The 16,665-nt window shown below is 32.3% G+C and carries 13 protein-coding genes and 1 pseudogene; 3 read left to right on the top strand and 11 right to left on the bottom strand.

The features are described from left to right. Positions 1 to 26: 26 nt before the first annotated feature. Entirely contained in the window at positions 27 to 3,146 is a 3,120-nt protein-coding gene (locus PSR14_RS29155; protein WP_098486884.1) for an efflux RND transporter permease subunit, read from the bottom strand. 142 nt (positions 3,147 to 3,288) lie between these two features. Here PSR14_RS29155 and PSR14_RS29150 point away from each other — a divergent pair, with 142 nt between their 5' ends. Beyond that, entirely contained in the window at positions 3,289 to 4,161 is an 873-nt protein-coding gene (locus tag PSR14_RS29150) for a TetR/AcrR family transcriptional regulator (RefSeq protein WP_044791879.1), read from the top strand. Between the two features lie 29 nt (positions 4,162 to 4,190). On the opposite strand, the gene PSR14_RS29145 is transcribed toward PSR14_RS29150, so the two are convergent. From PSR14_RS29145 to PSR14_RS29135, 3 genes are all read right to left on the bottom strand, one after another. After that, on the bottom strand, positions 4,191 to 5,261 hold the full coding sequence (locus tag PSR14_RS29145) for a hypothetical protein (RefSeq protein ID WP_000278073.1): 1,071 nt from the start codon (positions 5,259 to 5,261) through the stop codon (positions 4,191 to 4,193). 18 nt (positions 5,262 to 5,279) lie between these two features. Beyond that, the gene (locus PSR14_RS29140; protein ID WP_000898525.1) at positions 5,280 to 6,764 is read right to left on the bottom strand and encodes an MBOAT family protein; all 1,485 of its coding nucleotides are present in this window, start codon (positions 6,762 to 6,764) and stop codon (positions 5,280 to 5,282) included. A gap of 115 nt (positions 6,765 to 6,879) precedes the next feature. Next, positions 6,880 to 8,433 (bottom strand): ABC-F family ATP-binding cassette domain-containing protein, encoded by a 1,554-nt coding sequence (locus PSR14_RS29135; protein WP_000055411.1) that lies wholly within the window; start codon positions 8,431 to 8,433, stop codon positions 6,880 to 6,882. A gap of 452 nt (positions 8,434 to 8,885) precedes the next feature. On the opposite strand from PSR14_RS29135, the gene PSR14_RS29130 reads away from it, so the two are divergent. After that, positions 8,886 to 9,851, top strand: a complete 966-nt coding sequence (locus PSR14_RS29130; protein WP_001124449.1) for a glycosyltransferase family 2 protein — start codon at positions 8,886 to 8,888, stop codon at positions 9,849 to 9,851. Positions 9,852 to 9,965: 114 nt separating this feature from the next. Here the strand turns inward: PSR14_RS29130 and PSR14_RS29125 are convergent, their stop codons facing one another. The 5 genes from PSR14_RS29125 to PSR14_RS29105 all read right to left on the bottom strand — a co-directional run bounded on the left by PSR14_RS29125 (position 9,966) and on the right by PSR14_RS29105 (position 13,688). Beyond that, a complete protein-coding gene (locus PSR14_RS29125) occupies positions 9,966 to 11,420 on the bottom strand; it encodes an oligosaccharide flippase family protein (RefSeq protein WP_001172390.1) in 1,455 nt (484 codons plus the stop codon). A gap of 228 nt (positions 11,421 to 11,648) precedes the next feature. Continuing rightward, positions 11,649 to 11,774: a hypothetical protein gene (locus PSR14_RS29120; protein ID WP_000046732.1), complete on the bottom strand. Its 126-nt coding sequence runs from the start codon at positions 11,772 to 11,774 to the stop codon at positions 11,649 to 11,651. A 103-nt stretch (positions 11,775 to 11,877) separates the two neighbouring features. Beyond that, entirely contained in the window at positions 11,878 to 12,228 is a 351-nt protein-coding gene (locus PSR14_RS29115) for a DUF2304 domain-containing protein (protein ID WP_001121772.1), read from the bottom strand. Between the two features lie 6 nt (positions 12,229 to 12,234). Then, a complete protein-coding gene (locus PSR14_RS29110) occupies positions 12,235 to 12,963 on the bottom strand; it encodes a glycosyltransferase family 2 protein (RefSeq protein ID WP_000151538.1) in 729 nt (242 codons plus the stop codon). A 212-nt stretch (positions 12,964 to 13,175) separates the two neighbouring features. Then, complete coding sequence (locus PSR14_RS29105) at positions 13,176 to 13,688, bottom strand: acyl-CoA thioesterase (protein WP_000412121.1); 513 nt, start codon at positions 13,686 to 13,688, stop codon at positions 13,176 to 13,178. 298 nt (positions 13,689 to 13,986) lie between these two features. Between PSR14_RS29105 and PSR14_RS29100 the strand changes: the two genes are divergently transcribed. Next, positions 13,987 to 15,300 carry a glycosyltransferase family 39 protein gene (locus PSR14_RS29100; RefSeq protein ID WP_001015645.1) on the top strand — a complete coding sequence of 438 codons (1,314 nt, stop codon included), beginning with the start codon at positions 13,987 to 13,989 and terminating at the stop codon, positions 15,298 to 15,300. 92 nt (positions 15,301 to 15,392) lie between these two features. On the opposite strand, the gene PSR14_RS29095 is transcribed toward PSR14_RS29100, so the two are convergent. Both PSR14_RS29095 and PSR14_RS29090 read right to left on the bottom strand, forming a co-directional pair. Further along, positions 15,393 to 16,199 (bottom strand): methyl-accepting chemotaxis protein, encoded by an 807-nt coding sequence (locus tag PSR14_RS29095; RefSeq protein WP_369805093.1) that lies wholly within the window; start codon positions 16,197 to 16,199, stop codon positions 15,393 to 15,395. Further along, positions 16,197 to 16,574 (bottom strand): annotated as a pseudogene (locus tag PSR14_RS29090) (protoglobin family protein); the annotation flags it as partial. The pseudogene PSR14_RS29090 and the gene PSR14_RS29095, both read right to left, overlap by 3 nt. Positions 16,575 to 16,665: the final 91 nt, after the last annotated feature.

Raw genomic sequence — 16,665 nt, 5'->3', positions numbered from 1 at the left:
TCGCAGTTAGCGAGGTTATTTTTTTGTTACTTTACTTTTTTCTTTTTAAACTTGCTTAATACTTCATAAACGATTGGAACAATAAGAAGTGTTAATAATGTTGAACTTGTTAATCCACCAATTACTGTTACACCAAGTCCTTTAGAAATTAAGCCGCTACCTTCAAATCCTAATGCGAGCGGGATAAGAGCACCGATTGTTGCAATTGCAGTCATTAAAATCGGGCGAAGGCGTGTTGCACCAGCTTCTAATAAAGCTTCACGTGTTGATAGACCTTCATTTTCTTTATGAATAACGCGGTCGATAAGCACGATTGCGTTTGTTACAACGATACCGATTAACATAAGGGCACCGATCATTGCAGAGACACTTAACGTTTCACCAGAGATTAATAAGGCAACAAGGGCTCCAATGATTGTAAATGGTAGCGAGAATAAAATTGCGAATGGTGCAAGAGCACCGCCAAATGTCACGACAAGAACGAAGTATACAATAGCAATCGCAGCTAACATCGCTAAGCCAAGTTGCTTGAATGATTCTTCAATATCTTTTGTAACGCCTCCCATAGAAACATCTACGCCAGAAGGAAGATCCATTTTATCTACTTCTTTTTGAACCGCGGCGGATGCTTTTGAAACGTCATCAGATGTTAGTTTTGCACTTACTTCCGCATAAACACGGCCATCGCGGTGTTTCACTGTATTCGAAGTTTCTCCTTCTTTTACAGTCATCACATCTTTTACAGCCACTTCACTACCAAGCGGCGTTGTAATTTTACGATTTGTTAAGTCATCGATTGTTTCATAATTTTGTTTTTCAGCTTCTACATATACATTGATATCTTTACCGTCTTTTTTAATTGTTGTCAGAACAGGGCGATCATGTTGATTAGAAAGTCCCATTCCAATTTGTGCAGCCGTTAGACCCATTTTACTTAGCTTTTCTTGATCTGCGACTAAAGTGTATTCTGCGTATGTTTTTGCAATACTAGAGTCTATATCTTTTAAGTCTTTGTTTTTCTTCATTATGTTTTGAATATCTTTTACGACAGGCTTAATGTCTTCTGAGCTATCTCCGTAAACGTATAACTTGATTTCGTTACTACCGCCACTTGCTCCGAAGTCTTGGTTTTTCCATTCGCCTTTTCCAGACATTTTCTGTAAATCTTTAACGACTTGTTCTTTCTCTTTTTCGAAGTTTTTCGTGTCGTTATCATATTGTACGAAGAACATTGCCTGATTTGATTGACCAGGACTCATTGGGTTTTCGCCACCTAATGAGAATTGAATTGTTTTGACGTCTTTATTATCTTGGAAGTGCTTCTCAGCTTTCGTTGCAATTTTTTCAACGTCTTCTAACGTTTGACCTGGTTCAGGGTTGTACGTTGTAATAATCATTTTTTCTTCTTCAGATGGTAAGAAACTTACACCGATAATTGGAACAAGTGCAAGACTACCAACTAATAGAAGGATAGCGATACTTGATGTAATAATTTTGTGATTTAAAGCCCATGTAAGTATGCGTTTATAAATATTTGCTAATTTACTTGGTTTTTCTTCATGATGTACTTCTTTTTCTCTCATGCTCTCTTTCTTAAATAAAGAGTGAGCTAGCATCGGTACGATTGTAACTGCTACTAGCAACGATGCTAATAAAGCGAAGACGATAGTTAAAGCGAATGGTAAGAACATTTCACCAATCATACCTTTTACTAGTCCAAGCGGTAAAAATACAGCAATTGTTACAATGGTAGAAGACATAATCGGAATAAACATTTCTTTTGTAGCTTCACGAATTAAATCTTTCCCGCGTAGTTTCTCTCCTGATAACGACATACGTCGGTAAATATTTTCGATAACAACAATGGAGTCATCCACAACGCGCCCGATAGCGACTGTCATTGCTCCAAGCGTCATAATGTTAAGTGTAATATCCATTTGCTTTATGACTAATACAGCAATTAATAAAGAAAGTGGTATGGAAACGACAGAGATTAATGTTGTTCGGATATTTCGTAGGAACAGCATAATAATAACAATCGCAAAAATAGCACCAAAAATGGCTTTGCTCAGCATTGTTTCTACTGATTTCTCAATAGGTGCACCTTGGTCGAATGTTGAAATAATCTCTAAGTCTTTATATTTTTTCTCAAGTTCTTTTACTTTATCTTTAACAGCATTTACAACATCAACTGTGTTCGCGTCAGCAGCTTTGACAATTTGAATTCCAATTGCTTCTTTTCCATTTGTTCGAGAAATAGATTCCGCTTTTCCGACTTCTTTAATATCAGCAATTTCGTCTAATGTAACTGTCGGAATCCCGTTGTTCATAGCGGCTGGATTCATTTGCGGCACTTGTGTACCAGCTCCGGCATTTTGACTACCTTGACCGCTTGCTGATGAAGGAACAGCAGGGATTTTTAATTCTTTTAATGCTTTCATTGTTGTAATATTTCCATCTACAACAACTGACTTTTCTGTGTCTTTAAATGTATATAAACCAAGTGGTAAAGATACGTCCGATCCTTTAATTACATTTTTTACAGTATCTTCACTTAAACCTAATTCTTTCATCTTATCTTTTTTGAAGACAAGTTGTACTTCATCTACTTGTTGACCTGAAATTTGAACAGATGCGACCCCATCAAGTCCTTTTAATCCTGGAACAACATTTTTTTCTACATTTTCAGTTAAGGTAGCTAAAGATTCATTTTTACTTGCTACGCTTAATGAAATTACAGGAAAGGCATTGAAGTTCACACGTGAAACTTTCGGGTCCTTTACGCCTTCTGGCAGTTTCACATTTGCGAGAGCTTCTTTTATTTCTGTTTCAGCCTTTTCCATATTTTTATCAAAATCATATTCTACCTGAATGGAAGATGCATTTTGAAAAGATGATGAACTAACAACGTTTACACCACTTAAATTTTGCAGTTGCTCTTCCATCGGTTTTGAAACTTTATCAGCTACTTCTTCTGGTGTAGCACCAGGATAAACCGTGGTTACTGTTACAACAGGTGTTGTAATATCAGGAATTGTTTCCAGCTTCATATTCAGCCCAGAATAAATACCTGCAATGGTAACGATAATGGTTAGTAGCCAAACTGCGAACTTATTTTTTAACGAAAAATTAATAATTTTGTTCATGTTTGCGCTCCCTTTGTATTATATTGACCAACTGGTCAGTCTAATACATAATATAACTGACTGATTGGTCAGCCGTCAATGAAAAGGGATGGTATAATACATTCATAATAAGATGCGAGATTAAATTTAGGAGAGACATGATATGAAAGAAAAAGAGCGCTTAATTATAGAGATGGCTATGAAGTTATTTGCGACTAAGGGTGTAAATGCGACATCAGTGCAGGAAATTGTGACAGCTTGTGGCATATCTAAGGGAGCCTTTTATTTATACTTTAAATCAAAAGAGGAACTTTTATTAGCGACACTTCGATATTACTATGACAAGATTCAAAACAAAATGATGGATATTGAAAAAGAGTCGTTATTGCCACGTGAAAAATTTGCAAAACAATTGCATTGCCAGTTTAATGATATACAAAAGCATAAAGAATTTATTATTATGCATGCAAGGGAAAATGCGATTCCTTTTAATAAAGAAGTAGAAGAATTTATGATGCGGATGAAGTTAGAGTCTCACGCATTTTATCGGAATAGTTTACTGTCTATTTATGGTGATAAGGTTATGCCATATTTATTAGATTTAGTCATTATGGTAGAAGGCATATGCCGTGGATATTTAGAACTAATTATTTTACAAGCACCAGAAATAGACTTATCTTACGTCTCTGCTTTTATTTTGAAAAGAGTGGATCATTTAGTAGATGGATTGGTAGAATCTTCAGAAGAACCTGTATTACATGAAGAAAAGCTTGGAGAATTTCTTTGTAAATCAGAGCTTATTAAGGAACAGGTTAAGGAACATTTTCTAAAAGAAATTATTGTGTTTAAACGTACTTTAGCGGATCAATTAGAAGATGAGGAATTGCTTGTTACATTAGATGTTTTGGAGGCAGAAATGAGGATGCAAAATCCAAGAATTCCGGTTATCCAAGGGATGTTGTTCAATTTAGAGGCATATCCAACTTTAAAAGAATTCCGTTTGAGGCTTATGGGCTATTACAATATAAAAAGGTAACAATGATAGTTTTCATTGTTACCTTTTTATTATTTAGGTCTTTCATCTGAATTCACTAGCTTAGAAGTATCGAAATTCCGTATTTCATTAGAGAAGTTAGTTAATCTTTGTTCGTAATCTCGTTTATTAGTAATCGGTTCAGTTGTAGCTAATTGTTTTACAATCCAATCATTTATATATCTGTAATAATGCGTTTGGTCAGACATATAATTAGAAAGATTATACGTAACTTCTTTTTGATCTTGGAAATCATAGAGTTTTACATTTTTTAGTTGTGCTAATTTAGTGTATACTTCTTTTTTAAATAACATATTTTCCTTTGTATGCTTTGAGTCGTTTTTATCCATAACTACGTGATATGTTACTGGATATGGCGCATAGAAAAATGTAAACTGTACTTCCGGGTTTTGTTTTACAAATTCAATAATATTAGAATCAAAAGATTTAAGCATTTGTTCATGATACCAACCATCGCTGATTGATTGATGAGGTGTTCCGTCAACAACCCTTTTAGCTATATCTACTGAGAAATTTGGCTCGTCATCTCCAAATTTGTATAGCCAGTGGGGATCCTGTGGAGACTTTGTTGGATCTAGTTTTAACTTCATATTCTGCAATGCTATTTTTCGAGAATACGGGCTAATTAAATATTGGATATCATTCAACTTATTTGTATCATACATGTAAGTTGGAAATGGTGAAGCACCTTCTGATACCCATTCAGGTTTTCCAGAGAATGAATATAAATTAAGCTCCCAAATAATATTTTTAACAGTTTTTGAATGCGTAGCTAACTGGGCTGTCATATTTTGTTCCCTAGCTGTTGAACCTGGAAGAGAGCCATTAAAGCTGGTAGTATGAAGTAATTTATTAGCGTCAGGTTCAAGGAAGTTTCTTCCCATAGAAGTTCCTACAAATAAGGTATCATAATCCATATGTTTAATAAGTCCAGGCATTTGATAGCGTTCAGTAGCATAAAAATAATCGTTCTTCTTAAATTTATATACATACAATGGGTCAAGCTTATAAACAATAGAGCAAACTATTCCAGATAAAATGAAAAGGAATATAATAAACCAACATATAAAACGTTTATACATATTTTTCACCTACGGTTATTAGAAATTAAAGTATAAGAATGAACTTACACGATTTAAATACATCAAAGAAAGTATAAACATGCTAGCTAATGCAAGAGCATAAATCGGTTTTGGACGGAAAGATTCTAATTTTTCTATAGAATTTTTTGTAAATAATACAATAGCGATTCCAATTGCTAGGTATAAAATAGTTTGGAAGTTAAAATGATCACCAGTCACTTGGAACGGGAATAAATTACAAATTGAATAAATTAAATTATCCATTATAGACACACCAGTTAATGTTTCTGGACGGAATTGAATAAGTGCTGTTTGGATGTGTAAGTAATTTACGTTGAACATGCGATTTAACATAGTTAATGCATCTTCTACAGAAGTAGCTCTGAAGAACACCCATGTTACATGTACAAATCCCATTGTTAAAATCCAAGCAATAAATTTAGGCATTTTTCCACCTAAGTTTTTAAATAATCGATGTATTACAATAGCTAATCCGTGTAAAACGCCCCAAATGACAAACGTCCATCCAGCGCCATGCCAAATTCCACTTATAAGAAAAATTGTAAATAAATTTAAATAAGTACGAATTTGCCCTTTTCGACTCCCACCCAATGGAATATATACATATTGGGTGAAAAATCGTCCTAATGTCATATGCCAACGTCTCCAAAAATCTTGAATACTTAAAGATTTATAAGGAGAGAAGAAGTTAATTGGTAGTATAATGTTGAATAACAACGCTGCACCTATTGCCATATCACAATATCCACTAAAATCAAAATACAGTTGTAATGTATACGCAAGTGATGAAACCCATGCATCGGTCGTAGATAGTTGATTTACATTGCTAAAGCCAAAATCAGCCCATTGTGCTAGTGAATCAGCAATTACTACTTTTTTAGTAAGACCAATTCCGAATATGTAAAGTCCTTTTGTAATGTTTTCAATATTCGGCCTTCTTTTAGATTCATCTTGAAATTGAGGGAGGACCTTACTATGATGGACAATGGGTCCTGCAATAAGTTGCGGGAAAAACGTTACGAACAAGCAAAAATCAATAAAATTAAACTTTGTTAATTCCCTCTTATAACAATCTACTAAAAAACCTATCTTTTGGAAGGTAATAAAACTAATGCCTAAAGGCAGTAATAACTTTAATAAAGGTACATCAGTTCCAAATAGGGTATTTATATTATCTAAGAAGAAATCAGAGTATTTAAAGTATCCCAGTAATGAGATGTTAAATACTAAACCAACTATTAAAAATACTTTTCGGGTTTTTTGATTGATTTTTTGTATAATTTGTTGGCCTATAAATGCGTTTGTAAATAATGAAACTCCTATTAGCAATAGGTATTTCACCTCAAAATATGCATAAAAGTAAAGGGACATACCTACTAAAAAAAGTTTCGCGAAATTTTTGTTAACTTTTTGCAATAGGAAATATCCAATTACTGCTATAGGCAAGAATAAAAGCATAAATTCAAAAGAATTAAAAAGCATAATATAGCCCCCAGCATTAATAAAATCTTACTCTATAAAAAACGTGACAACAGAGCAAGATGTTGTCACGCAAAGTATAGTATAGCATAAAATATGGATGAAAATCTTATATCTATTAATTTTTATTTTGAGACCATTCTTCTACATTCCAAACTTTTGTAATCCAATCTTCATAGAAGTCTGGTTCGTGACATACAAGGAGGATTGTTCCTTTATATGCTTTCATAGCCTTCTTAAGTTCTGCTTTTGCTGTCACATCAAGATGGTTTGTCGGCTCATCAAATAGTAGCCAGTTACTTTCTTCACCCATTAGTTTACATAAACGAACTTTTGCTTGTTCTCCACCACTTAATTGACTTAACGGGCGAGAAATATGTTCATTTTTTAATCCGCATTTTGCTAACATCGCACGAATTTGATGCTGGTCTAAGCCAGGGAATGTATTCCATACATCATCAATTGGTGTTATATTGTCAGCTTTAACCTCTTGCTCAAAGTATGCAGGCTCTAAGAAGTCCCCAAGGCTTGTTTTACCGCTTAGAGGTTTAATTTTACCTAAGATTGTTTTTAGTAACGTTGATTTACCAACACCATTACATCCAACGATAGCAATTTTTTCACCGCGTTCAATTGTCATTGATAGCTTTGGTAGTAGTGGATGTGTATATCCAATTTCTACATTTTCACCTTCAAAGACGAAGCGACTACTTGCACGACTTTCTTTAAATGAGAATTCAGGTTTAATTGCTGTTTCTGGGCGATCAATAAGTTCCATGCGATCAAGTTGTTTTTGACGACTCTTTGCACGACCTGTTGTTGAATAACGGGCTTTGTTCTTTGCAATGAAATCTTCTTGCTTTTTGATAAACTCGCGCTGTTTTTCATAAGCGTTTATATGTTGATTTTTATTGATTTCTGCTAGTTCTAGGAATTTTTCATATGTCGCTGTATAGCGTGTCATTTTTGTGAATTCTAGATGGAAAATAACATCAACACATTTGTTCATAAATTCCGTATCATGAGAAATTAATAAGAATGCATGTGGGTATTCTTTTAAATAATTTGTTAACCAATGAATATGTTCAACGTCTAAATAGTTAGTAGGTTCATCAAGTAATAACACTTCTGGTTGTTCAAGTAATAGCTTTGCAAGCAATACTTTTGTACGTTGTCCACCGCTTAGTGCTGAAACATCACGATCTAAACCAATTGCATCAATTCCAAGACCACGTGCAGCCTCTTCAATTTTCATATCTAGTAAATAGAAACCACCTGCTTCAAGTGCATCTTGTATTTCTGCCATTTGCTCAAGAAGTTCTTCTAGCTCTTCTGGTGTAGCAGTTCCCATTTTTTCTGTAACTTCATTTAAAGCTTTTTCCTTTTCGAATAACGGTAAAAATGCATCCGCTAGTACGTCACGAATTGTACGTCCAGGCGTTAAAACAGTATGCTGATCTAAGTAACCGTAATGTGTGCCCGGTGTCCATTCTACACGACCTTGGTCATGAATAAGCTGACCAGTAATGATATTCATGAATGTTGATTTACCAACACCGTTTGCACCAACTAATCCAACGTGCTCACCTGCTAGTAATCGCATAGATACATCTTTAAATAATGTACGATCGCCAAATGTATGTCCTAATTTTTCAACTGTTAATAAGCTCATAGTATCCTCCGTCCAACTTGAAATAGTACCTTGAATCATGATACTAAATTCTGTGATATAATGCTATTATTTCAAAAAGGTACATTATTCATTTTCCGGATTTTTATAGATGAAATACAGAAAATCGGATGGATTATTATGTTTTTATATGTATATTATTGGGTATTTTTTAATTTAAATGAACAAATGATAATTAAGGTATAAATATGTTGAAGTTAATTAGGTTACTGTATAATTTGTAGAGGTACTATATTTAATAGGGGAACCTGCTATACTAAGTGAAGAGAAATATGAAATATACACTAGAAAAAATAAAAAATTATATTAGTGCTTTACCGGATATCGTTATATATGTGGAAAATAGACATATCTGGTTTAAATGGAAAGGTGAGTCTAAAGTATATATTATATAATATGAAACAATTTTAAATTCTTTTTTATGGAGGTCAACAATGCCAAAAATTACGGTACTAATGCCTGTATATAATGGTGAAAAATATTTAAGAGAGTCTGTTGATAGTATTTTGAACCAAACTTTTACAGATTTTGAATTATTAATTATAAACGATGGATCAACAGATAGTAGTATGGAGATTTTGAATTCCTATAGTGATTCACGAATAAGAATAGTGACAAATGAAGTGAATTTAAGGTTGATTAAGACATTAAATAAGGGAATTGATTTAGCAACAGGGGAATATATTGCTAGGATGGATTGTGATGATATAGCAGATCCAAAACGTTTAGAAATTCAATTGCAGTATATGGAGAAGCATCCTGATGTTGCAGTTTGTGGAACGGGTGTTAAAGTTATAGGTCAGAATCGAAAACCGTGGCAAATTTCAGGTTCTTCGGAATTAATTAGAAATTGTTTATATGTTCGAAGCTGTATGATTCATCCATCTGTGATGATGCGCACGGAATTTTTAAAAGAACACAATATTTATTATGATTTGAATTACTTACATGCTGAAGATTATGAGTTGTTCCAGAGATTAAGTGAGAAGTATAAAGTAATTAACTTAGAGGAGCCACTATTGAATTATCGTTGGTCAGAAACAAGTGTAAGTAGTCTTAATGCCTCCGATCAAGAGGTTATGGCCGCAAAGATTTCTACAGAGGCTTTATCTCGTATTGGAATTGAATTTAATCGCGTACCATTTGCAAGGGGTACATTAACGAAAGAAGAATTATTAGAAGTAAAACGCCAATTAGAAGAACAATATCATAAGGCTAACAAAGAGGATGAAAATATTAAGCAAATATTCCAATTTCTATGGCTTGATATGATTCTTAAAGGAACGAAGCATGGTTTATGGAATATAAAAATGTTATTTTCCCCTAAATTTTGTTCTATTTTATTGATGGATAAAGGTCTCCTGACACGTATAATTGCGAAGAGTTTACTGAAGAAGTAATTGGAATCAACTCAATGTTGAAATATTATAATGAGAACAGTTTTTATAAGTTTAAAAATAAGAAAAGAGACGTGCTATTCAAAAGTGAATGGTACGTCTCTTTTTATTACGTCTTTAAGATTTTTTAAATTTAGATGTTAACTTAGAAAGAGCCATGAATAAGATTTCATCTTTTGTCAGGAATAGCAATAGAGTATATGCAAGTCCATTTGTGACAACTAATGCTAGAAATAAAGGAATTGTTCCTGACACGTATAGTTGAACTACATAAGAAATTGGAAAGAATGTAAGGGAATAGAATAAATATTTAAAGTTGGCCATCGTAAATAGGTGATAGTTTACCTTTAAAGATTTTTTGATATAAAAATATATATACACAACAAGTAATAGCGTTGCAATTGTTGTTGTCAAAGTTGCTGTCGTTGGTGTAAATAAATTGATCTTTAGCAGTATTACTTTAAGTATAATATTTATAACCCCAAATACTAATAGCGCACGTACCAATATATGTTCTTTACGTTTAATGTACATAATTTGATTTCCAAGAATGGATTGGATACCTAATATAACCATGTAAACAGAAAAAATAGCCAATGTAGGTCCAGCAGCAGCATATTGTGCGCCGCCATAGATTACAACAATTAAATTCGAGACAATGATAATTCCTATAGCTGCTGGGAATAAGGTGATGAAATAAAGTTGAGATATTGTATTTAATAATTTATCATATGCTGTTTCATCATCACCTTCGGATAAGTAAGAAAGCCTTGGTAAGGTTACTTGTATAACGCTTAACATGAGTAAGTTAATAATAGACATAATTTGAAAAGCCATTACATAGAAAGAAACATATTTTTCGCCTACGTATTCTCCAAGGAAGAAGCGATCCAAGTGAGTATAAAGTATATGCGCATTTGAGAAGATGGCGATTAATAATAATGGTTTTAAATGTTTTTTGATAGTAATATTTGAAAAATCGAATTTTACAGTGCGTCTTATATATATATAACTAATAATATTATTTAAGAAATTAGAAAGTACTAATAGTCCTGTAAATTGATAAAAATCTTGAGCAGTTTGTACAAAGATAAAAAGCATTACGACATAAATTAATTTTACAATGATGGTCTTTAATGTAATAAAGTCGAAATTTTCGTAGGCTTCATTTAGCCACTCTACATAAAAAATATTTGCAATAAAGTTAAATCCAAATATGAGGAGGATATAAAATAAACCTTTTTCCGCATATCCGAAGTAACTAAATAGTAAATATGCTCCAAATGTTAATAAATTCGTGAAGATACTTAATATAAATAAACTAGTAAATAATTGTTCAGATTTCTTTTTATTATCCTTAATGGCACTAATTTCTCTTAATCCATATTGATGGATGCCAAATACAGCAAAAATGAAGAAGTAAGTAAAAATTGTTTCAGAGAAGTTCACTTTCCCCATCGAAGAGGCACCTAGTGTACGATAAGCATAGGGGCCAACAAGAATTGGAAGTATGACATTGAAAATGTTTAATAAAATTTTGTATATAATATTTTTAGCAATTGATTTTTGCATAATAGAACCCTTCTAAATATATTTTTAATTTTGTAATGCACCAAAATATTTATTCTAAAATTTTAAAAGTAAGAACAAGAACATCTGTATAAGTTTACCGCATATAAACTTTGTAAATCAACTTTTTATATTATTTATAATGTGTATAAAAGATAGTTATTCTGTTTGGAGCTGTATACTTGGAATAATAGGTAGTCTATTATGGGAGGTTTTGATTAAGAAATATAATTATTGATTATTTATATCGCTATATGGAGTAACTCCTATAGATTTAACAATTATTTTTTCGCTTTCTGTATCATCCAAATATTGTTTCACTACTTGGATTTTTTCTGTTGAAGAAAATTGAGCCATAAAAAATGCACTCCACTTGTTAGAATATGTCTAACAAGTGGAGTGCCCTTCAACTCTTAATATGAAAGTAAGAGGCTTTTGTATTAAGAATTGAAATGATAGGTTAATCTTTGTCTGGCTCAGTTGCATGTAGTTTTTGCTTTAGTAACGCATAATCTTGCGTTAATGTTACAAGTTGATGATGTTGTTTAGAAATTTTTCTTGTTAGATCAAAAATTAAGATGAAACAGAATAATAATCCAAATAAAAATAAAATGGAAGGGGGATATTCTACTTTTAGTAGTTTTCCAATCCAGTTTATAATTTTATCGGTAGAACTTAAAATAGCCATTGCAATACAAACAAAAATCCACAAAACAGCATATTTCGTTTCTAAAGTTCCGCGACGAATAGAATTAATAATTAATAATAATAATAATAAAATAAAGATGAATGAAAAGGTAATTATAGGCATTTATTATCAACCTTTCACGATTTTTTGCATCAATATAGCAAGACTTACCTTAATCATGTAATATGCAGATTTAAAAGGTGTGATAGAAGATTGTCCACCTTGTCGCTCTTGCATATTTACAGATATTTCATTAATGCGAAGTTTTTTCTTTTTTAAATGAATAAGAACTTCTGGTTCTGGATAATCTTTTGGATAATTGTGTGCAAAAATTGTAATTACTTCTCGATTGATAGCACGATATCCAGAAGTTGGATCCATAAATGTTTGTTTTGTTAGTACTTTCAATAGGGCAGTAAAATAAAAAATACCGATTCTTCTGGAAATACTACCTTTATATGCTGTTTTTTCTGTAAAACGTGACCCTAGTACCATATCGCATTCATCTTCAGCGATAGGCTTTATAATTTTATATAAATCATCTGGGTTATGTTGTCCATCAGCATCGAACTGAATCGCAATATCATATCCATTCTCATATGCGTATTTATATCCAGTTTGTACAGCTGAGCCAATACCTAGATTATATGGTAAATTCACAAGGTGAACAGGAAATTCTTTTACGATTTGAGCTGTTTTATCGTGTGATCCATCATTAATAACGCAAATGCTTAATCCAGTAAAATGCTGTTTTAGTTTTAATAATCTTGTTAATGTATCTGCAATTGCCTCTTCCTCGTTATACGCTGGAATAATAATTAACGTTTTTGGTATTGAAATTGGTACTTCAATAGTCATTACCGCACCATCCCTTATATACTTAATCATATTATGGTTATTTTTAAACGAACTTTCTTTAATATACCATTAACAGTATAACAAAATAAAGGAAAAGCTGGTGCATGATTTAAGAGGACAGATTGAGAATAAAAGGATAAGGGGGAATATTTTGCATAAAAAATACATGCAAGGAAGAAAGAACCTATGCATGTATATGGAAGAGTATCGTATTAAATATTCCAAGGTTTATTTAAAGTTAAAACCTCAGCCATTTCTTTACTTTTTAAACGTCCTTTTTTTCTATTTTCCGCGCGTTCTGAACCGGTTGTGTGTAACCAATGTTCTTCTTCAGTTTCAGGAAGTACTTGTGGTACGGACGAAGGTTTTCCATCTTTTATTGCCACAAATGTAATGAAGCAAGTGGCAGCAATTCTACGCTCGCCTGCTAATAAATTTTCTGCGATTACCTTTACGAAAACTTCCATTGAAGATTTCCCTGTATAACATACAAATGCTTCATAACAAACAGAATCAGCTTGGTGAATTGGAGTTAAAAAATCAACTGAATCAATAGATGCTGTTACGCAATGTTTACGACTATGTCTTGCAGCCGCAATTGAAGCAATACTATCAATTTCTGCTAATAATTTCCCTCCAAAAAGTGTTTGGTGATTATTTAAATCGTTAGGAAAAACACGTGTTGTTTTAATTGCTTTTGATTCTCGCATGAATTTCTTTTCCATATATTCAGCCCCTATAGTCTGTTTTCAATCAGAATAATATGTGTAAGTGGATTACTCATATTAGATATTTAATAAAGTAAAGCGTATTCCAAAAGAGGATTATTTAAACTTCTGTATTTGTATTCATGTAACTGAAAGAAAATTTATTTTATCTAAAATGTAGTGTAAAAGAGGATTCGCTTACATTGCAAGTAAAAAGTAATGACTATGTATTTGTCGTAGAAATTCCCTATCAGCCGTGTACCCATTCATGATAGAATCGTTTTGTTATGAATGGAAATAGAGGTGCAATGGACATATGAATCATATACAAACAAATTTTTCATCTTTCTTCAATAAAATTACGATTGGTGCGATGCTCGCATTTTTTGTTTATAGTTGTTGGACAGCATTTGAGACAAGTAAGCAATTTTTTGGAGGAAGTACAACAAGTGTAACAATCATATTGGCAATTTTCGTCATACTCATTTTGTTAGTGGCAACAATTCTACAATATCGTTTTACAGACAAACAATTTCTTATTTTTCTTATAAGTATATCTATAGTTGTGAGGCTTAGTATGCTGTTATTTGTAGACGCTCCAATAATTGGTGATATGAAAATGATGTATGAGTCTGCAAAGGAGATTGCAATTGGTAATAATATAGGGACTATAACTCATTTGCCGTTTATTATATATGAGTCAGTAATTATTCGTATATTTGGTGATACATTATTTGCTTTACAACTATTTAATGTGTTATTTTGCGCAGGAACTGCATTTTTTATTTATCGTATTGCGGCAATGGTTTTTGGAGAAGAATGCGGTCGTATTGCTTCCACATTTTATGCTCTGTATATTCCAAATATATTCATGAGTTCCGTATTAACTCCTGAGTCACTTGCAATATTTTTATTTTATTTTGCTTGTTACATACTTTTATATAAAGGATTAGATCATCCTTATATGTGGGTGTTTTCAGCGATTTTATTTGCATGTAGTAATATGATTTTCCCAATGGGATTATTTCTTCCTATTTTTATCACGATATATGTATTATTAATTGAAGCGCTTCAATCAGCAACGAAACAAAAAGTGTTACTAAAGACGATAGGGATACTTATTCTGTTTTATAGTGCTCATTTTAGTGTGAATTATGGAATTAAGACAATGGGACTGTCACAATATACGATTTCGAATGAGACGTATGTTCAATCTGTCTTAATTGGAAAAGCGCAACGTGAGGAAAAAGTATCGAAAAATCAAAGTGTAACAGAGCATATTGATCAGAAGTTAAAAGAGATTGAGGGAGAAAGATTTAAACTTTTAGAACCGGTGATAAATCAGTTTTCAGATGAGGGGATAAATTCTACTCTTTTCAAATGTGAAAAACTGATATATATAGCGGTAACATTGTTTATGACTATAGCTCTATTACACTTTCTTATTAAGAAACAACAAAATGAGGGATATATGTTGTTCTTATTGTTAATTAGCGGATACGTATTGTTAAAGCTCTTCCAAGTCGATATGGCATATTATAATCTTATTGTGCCAGCATTGTTTATTTTGCAAAGCTTTGGTGTTTATATGAGTTATGTGTATTGTCAAAAAATATTTTTCAGAAAATAAAAAGAATCCAGTTTGGATTCTTTTTTTATGGATAGAAGATGAAAGCTAAGAGTCAGCAGGGATAAAATATCTCTACTGACATAAACTTCACTCTATCGATTTAATTCCAGTTGTAAACTATCGGCTGTTAGAGCCATTTTTGAGGAATCGTCTTGAATTCCTTTCATTACTTGTGAAATGGTTTCTAACTCATTCTCAATTTTTTTATTCTGTTCTTTCGAGTTAGACATGTCTTTTACGATTTCTTGGAAGTATTGATCCGTTGCAGACATACTATCAGTTCCTTCAGATACGAGAGAGCTAATTTGTTTCACGGAAGAAGAGACACGAACAATCTGTTCATTTGTTTTTTCAACGAGCTTTGTAACATTAAATATAGATTCTTTCGTTTGCTCTGATAACTTTCTAATTTCTCCAGCTACAACAGAAAAGCCTTTGCCAAATTCCCCAGCACGCGCAGATTCAATTGCAGCGTTTAGTGCGAGTAAATTTGTTTGCTCGGCAATTGATTTTACAATATCTATAATTTCGTTAATTTTGTTAGAAATATCGAGAAGTTCATGTGTATCTGTAATAATCGTTTCCATGTTCGTTTGAATGTATTCCATTCGTTTATTTTGCTCATTTAATTGTTCTTTACCTTTATTTGCTTTTTCTTCTGATGTTGTAGCTAATGACGTACCTGTTTTAGCAATTTCTACAATCGTTTCAGATTTAGCGGTTAACTGCTGAATAGAAGCGCTTGTTTTTTCAGATACAGATGCTAGTTCTGTTGCAATGTGCGTAATGGTCATAGCTGTTATTTCTTTTTCTTTTTCAAGTTCTTTTTGCATTCTTTCATATTCAGATTCATAAGACGCAATAACGAGTTCTTGTTCAAGAGTAAGTAATTTGTTTATTACGTTTATAGAATAAGAAAAATCGTCAATTGTTGTAATTTTCGTTTTTAAAATCTTCATGATAGAGCGGAATAATTCTTGATAAGCGGCAGTATACCATTTTCTATGTAACCCAATTTGTACATGTCTTTTTGCAATTCTAACACGTTGTTCAATAAAGTCTTCATGCATATCTCCACTAAATAATTCTTTTATATGTGTTTTTAAAGTTTGCTTTAGTTTTGGAATAGAGCTATAACGTTCGATAATCGTAATTAAATTAGGCTGTTTTGTAATATTGGAATAGAATTTTTCAGTAATCCAATCAATTTCTTCATAAATAAAAGGCTGTAGTACCTTTACGATTTGTAAATCTTCTTTTGAAATATGTAGCATATCCATCTGAATTTTCAGTTCAGAATTAGTAGGAACGTTAAAAGTGATTTGTTGATTCTTACTTAATTCAAGTATACTTACGTTTGTTTTA

It is taken from the genome of Bacillus sp. A01H (assembly GCF_045277205.1).
Classification (GTDB): Bacteria; Bacillota; Bacilli; order Bacillales; family Bacillaceae_G; genus Bacillus_A; species Bacillus_A paranthracis.
The sequence above is the reverse complement of the archived record's forward strand: the minus strand, read 5'-3'. Positions and strand labels throughout refer to the sequence as shown.